Here is a 4,749-nt window from a genome sequence, read left to right as displayed (position 1 = left end):
AAAAAATATCATCTATACCTAAGTCTTGTTGTGTTAGCCACATATCAAACCATAAACGAATGATTTTTTCTCTTTCATTCATAAATTTAAGCACCTCCAAAATCAAATAATTATATATAATTATACCATTTTTTCACTTAGTTTTATAGGTCTAACTCATTCCTCTTTACCTGTGATAGTTGTTTTTCTTGTTCCTGTAACTGCTCTATACAGGTCTTAACTTTTTCAGCCTGTTCTACTTCTTCTCGTATTTCTAATATTTTACTATATAGGCTCTTTTTATCTTTCTTCAAAGTGGTAAGTTCCGATTTCCATTTGGATATATTTAAGGTCTTACTTTCCCCTAAATGCTCTTTGAGATGTTTCCTTGCACTTTCAAATAGAATAAGCTTCGCCGTATGCTCATTATAAAAATCTTCCTGTTTTATTTTCTTTAACTTTGCATAGGCTTTGTAGATGTCCTTGTACTTCAAATATTTTTCTGACTGGTCGATGAGTTGTGTTTTTTCATCAATCTTTTTCTCGGTATCTTTTAAGGCTCTTGTGGTCTTATAATTTTTATCTCTTAGGGTAACTATATTTTCTTTAAGCTCAGATAATGAAGTGATATTTTTTTCTTTGAGTAATTGATAACTCTCAATATATTTCTCTAAATCTGTATTATTGTTATCTGCATTTTTACGGATAAGATTTTCAAAGATTGATTGCAAATTTCCTTTGGGTGGAAGGGTGGACTTTGTATTTTGATTTTCTGATTTTTCTTCTTTTCCAATTCTCCTTATCCAATTTAACAATGCTTTTATTCTTCTTGAAATTTCTCTTAAAATCATATTTTGATGTTTGATTTCTCGATTGATATTTCCTCTGTCGGTAGCTATGCCTTTCTTCTCCATTTGACTTGCTGATACGCCTAAATGAATGGTCGGTATTTGTTCTATGCCCTGTCTTTGATAAGAACGATGGTCTACTTTTTCCTGTATGCTATTTTCTTCAAGATATTTGTTTGTAATATCTGCCCATGCTTTTCGCCACTGCTCTGCTTTGCCTTGTTCGTTCCAATCGGTTGTATTTATTTTCCTTGTTTTATAATTGCCGTTTTTAAGTTTTACTTTTTCTCCGTTTTCATCAAGGATATATTCCTTTTTTGATTTTGCTCCCCATGTTTTATCTTCATTTAACGGTCGCATAGTAAGTAGGATATGTGCGTGTGGGTTTCCATCATTTTTATCATGTAAAGCAATATCGGCACACATACCGACTTTTACAAAATTTTCTTTTACATACTCTCTTACAAGATTTATTTGTTTTTCCCTGTCCAATTCTTTAGGCAAGGCAATTTCTATTTCTCTTGCAAGCTGTGAATTTTTACTTTTTTCTATTTTCTCCACGCTATTCCATAAGACAGAACGGTTTGAAAATTCTTCAGGTGCATTTTGTGGCAATAGGATTTCTGTATGTGCTATTCCACCTTTTCTTGTAAAGTCATGGACTATTCCGTCATACTCGTTTTTTATCTTTTCACCACTTCGATAGGCGGAAGCTGCTACTGCACTTTTGCCTTTTCCTCTTGAGACAATCTTTATACAAAGATGATATATCGCCATAGCTAAAAACCTCCTCTCTTTTTCTGATATGAATATGGTGGCGATGGATAAGACTTCCTAAAAAAATCGGATAGTTTTCTATCCGATTTCTTTTGGGAAGTTTACAAGGGGTAGGAAATTTATTTCCGTAGGGGAGTGTAGCTCCCCTGTATCAGCCTTAGCTGATATGCTCTCTGCAAGAGCCTTCGGAGAACGCACACACCCTTTAGGGTGTATATGTGCGCCCTTGTAAACAAGGGACTATTCTTCGATGTCCGTTTCTTCATCTTCTTTTCCTGTATTTTCTACTTCTGTTTCTTCTCTGCTTTCTATGATTTTTTGTATTTTGATATTGGCTTCTTCTTTACGAATTAGAGATGTGATTAGCTGATAAAATTCATCTTTGGTTAAGTTCTTGCTTTCTGTAAATATACTTTCAAAGACTGCTCCTTTTTCATATATCCTTTTATCTCTCTTTTTTCTTTCTTCCTGTTTCTGTTGACTGATGAGTTTTTTTCTTTTGTTTTGTAGTTGCTTGATTTCTTCTTCTGCCATTAAAATTTTTTCATCTATATTTTTCATTTTCTGTTTTCCTCTCTTTCAAATTTTGAGCATAAGAAAAGACGATAGATGTTTTACTTTCTATCGCCCTATATCTTTAATATTCAGTTTTATTCAGCTCGACAAACTGGGATTTAGTTAAAATAATGTCTCGTTCCTTTATAATCTATATAGAATAATTTTACTCCAACCAAGTAAGAACTTCCCTGTGATATAGAATAAAGTAAAATACTAAGAAACTTATGATGATAGAAAACAAGTACACATAGCGATTTTTAACTTTTTTGAAAAACAATACTCCAAAAGCAATAGTTCCAATTCCATCCATTAGTAACTGAAACAAAAAAGTATGTGTCATGTGAAATTTTATTGCTATAGCTACCGTCTCTGAAAATAATGCTCCTACCGGCAATGAATATAAAACAGAGTTATAAAATTCATTTTTATTCCAATAATAAAGGATAAACGCTGCGATCGCACATGGTATGGATAAAATCGTAAACATTATAAATAAAGAAAAACGAAATCTATCCGAAAACATTGGAATAAACATACCAAGAATAACCTGCAATCCATAAAAACTCAATGTCATTCCAAACATATATAAGAATGAGCTAATTCCTGCACACTTATTCGATGAACTCTTTACCACTATTATAGTATTTGAAATCATCCAAAATCCTAATAGCGTTTGAATAGAAGACCAACTCCATAAAGTATCTAATGAACAGTAATCTAACAATCGAGTAATACATCCCACCAATATTCCAATTAAAAATATTTTTATATATGATTTTCCATCATCTTTTAACTCTCTTATCATTACATTCTATCTCCATCATAAATTCAAATTTATCCAACTATATTATACCATTTTAAGCCATTTTTTCTATATTGGCTTTTTGTGGTACTTGACAGTTGCCTATAAAGTTAAAATAAACATCAACCTGTTGTTTTCTGTTTTTGCCTTGTCTTCCTCCTGTTGCTTCGTGGACTACTACTTTTTCAATATACTCGTTTATCATTGGTACTGTCAGTTCCTCAATATCTGTATACTTTTCTATCATTTTTAGAAATTTATCGGTGTCAACTTTCCTCTGATGGTAGCTTTCTATTTCTTGCTCAAAATACTGTATTTGTTTTTCTAATTCTTGTTGCTCTGTATCATAGGTGTTAAATAATCTATCAAAGTGTTTTACAGGAATTTTTCCAAGTGTATGGTCTTCATATAGCTTTGTAATAAGGGTTGTTAGTTCTTCATTTCTTGAAGATAATTTTTCTAATTTCGTTTTATCATCTTGATACTTTTCTTCCCTTTTTTCATCGGATAATTTGTTCATCACTTTTAGAAATTCTTGCTTTTCTTCTTTGGCAAAGTCTGTGATTTCTTTGATTGATTTTAATAGAATTTCATTTACTGTTTTTACTTTGATGTAGTGCATACTGCAAGTGCCTTTTCTGTGTCGGTAATGTTGACATACAAAAGAGTAATCACTATCATATTTCTTTTCTTTATGTTCTGCCGGCTCTCTGTAACTTAATTTTCCTCCACAATCTGCACAGATTAAAAGTCCTGTAAATGGGTGGGATGTTGTCCCGTACTTCGGACTTCTTCTTACTGTCTTTCTTAACCTTTGGGCGTTATTCCATGTTTCTTCATCTATGATAGCTTCATGGGTATTTTTGAATATAATGAGTTCATCTTCTTTCGCCTTTCTTCGTTTCTTGGTCTTATAATCAAGGCATATTGTTTTACCAAGTACAGTATGTCCCATATATTCTTGCTTTTCTAAGATATAGCTTACTGTGGTTGGTGTCCAAAAATACGGGTCTTCTATTCCTCTTTTCTTGGAACTGTGGTTATTTTCAGGATAGTGTATTTCTGCATAGGCTGATGGGATAAGGACTTTATCTTTGGTTAGTATATCTGCTATCTGTGTTACGCCATATCCCTCTATTACAAGCCTATAAATGCGTTTTACGACCTTTGCACTCTCTTTATCGACAAGTAGCTCCTGTTTATTCTTAGGGTTTCTATAATAGCCGTATGGAACGCTTGGCGATACTCTTTTACCCTCTTCCATTCTTGCTCTGAAGATAGATTGTATTTTTCTTGATGTATCTCTTGCATACCATTCGTTCATAATGTTTAGAAATGGGGTAAAGTCGCTTTCTGCTTGTTTCTCACTATCTATTCCGTTATTGATGGCGATAAACCTTACTCCCTTTTCTTTGAAAAGTATTTCGGTGTAAAAGCCTACTTTGAGATAATCTCTGCCAAACCTACTCATATCTTTTACTATCACAGTAGATACTTTGTTTTCTTCTACTGCTTTTATCATCTTTTGAAATCCCTGTCTATCAAAGGTTGTTCCGCTAACTCCGTCATCGGTATAGTGATAGATATTTGCAAAGCCGTTTCTTTTGGCATAACTTTCAAGTAATTGCTTTTGATTGGTAATGGAATTGCTTTCTCCTTGCATTTCATCATCACGACTTAAACGCTCATAAAGGGCTGTTTGTCCTGTTCTTTTCGTATTTGACATGAGAATTACCTCCTTTCCAAGTTTTATTATTTTCTCTGTCCCTATAAGGTTAATCCTTT

At 32.9% G+C, this 4,749-nt stretch carries 4 protein-coding genes and 1 pseudogene; all 5 read right to left on the bottom strand.

The window, feature by feature from the left end; all coding sequences use genetic code 11:
• Positions 1–82, bottom strand: a pseudogene (locus HMPREF2801_RS00025) (nuclear transport factor 2 family protein); the annotation flags it as partial.
• Positions 83–143: 61 nt separating this feature from the next.
• Positions 144–1,604 carry a MobQ family relaxase gene (gene mobQ / locus HMPREF2801_RS00020; RefSeq protein ID WP_070609825.1) on the bottom strand — a complete coding sequence of 487 codons (1,461 nt, stop codon included), beginning with the start codon at positions 1,602–1,604 and terminating at the stop codon, positions 144–146.
• Between the two features lie 240 nt (positions 1,605–1,844).
• Positions 1,845–2,165: a DUF3847 domain-containing protein gene (locus tag HMPREF2801_RS00015; RefSeq protein WP_070609823.1), complete on the bottom strand. Its 321-nt coding sequence runs from the start codon at positions 2,163–2,165 to the stop codon at positions 1,845–1,847.
• 160 nt (positions 2,166–2,325) lie between these two features.
• On the bottom strand, positions 2,326–2,967 hold the full coding sequence (locus HMPREF2801_RS00010; protein ID WP_029749608.1) for a hypothetical protein: 642 nt from the start codon (positions 2,965–2,967) through the stop codon (positions 2,326–2,328).
• Positions 2,968–3,019: 52 nt separating this feature from the next.
• Positions 3,020–4,690, bottom strand: a complete 1,671-nt coding sequence (locus HMPREF2801_RS00005; RefSeq protein WP_070609821.1) for a recombinase family protein — start codon at positions 4,688–4,690, stop codon at positions 3,020–3,022.
• Between the last annotated feature and the right edge of the window lie 59 nt (positions 4,691–4,749).

It is taken from the genome of Peptoniphilus sp. HMSC062D09, from assembly GCF_001811425.1.
Taxonomy (GTDB): Bacteria; Bacillota; Clostridia; order Tissierellales; family Peptoniphilaceae; genus Peptoniphilus_A.
Note: the sequence above shows the minus strand (reverse complement) of the source record. Positions and strands in the feature narration are given on the sequence as shown.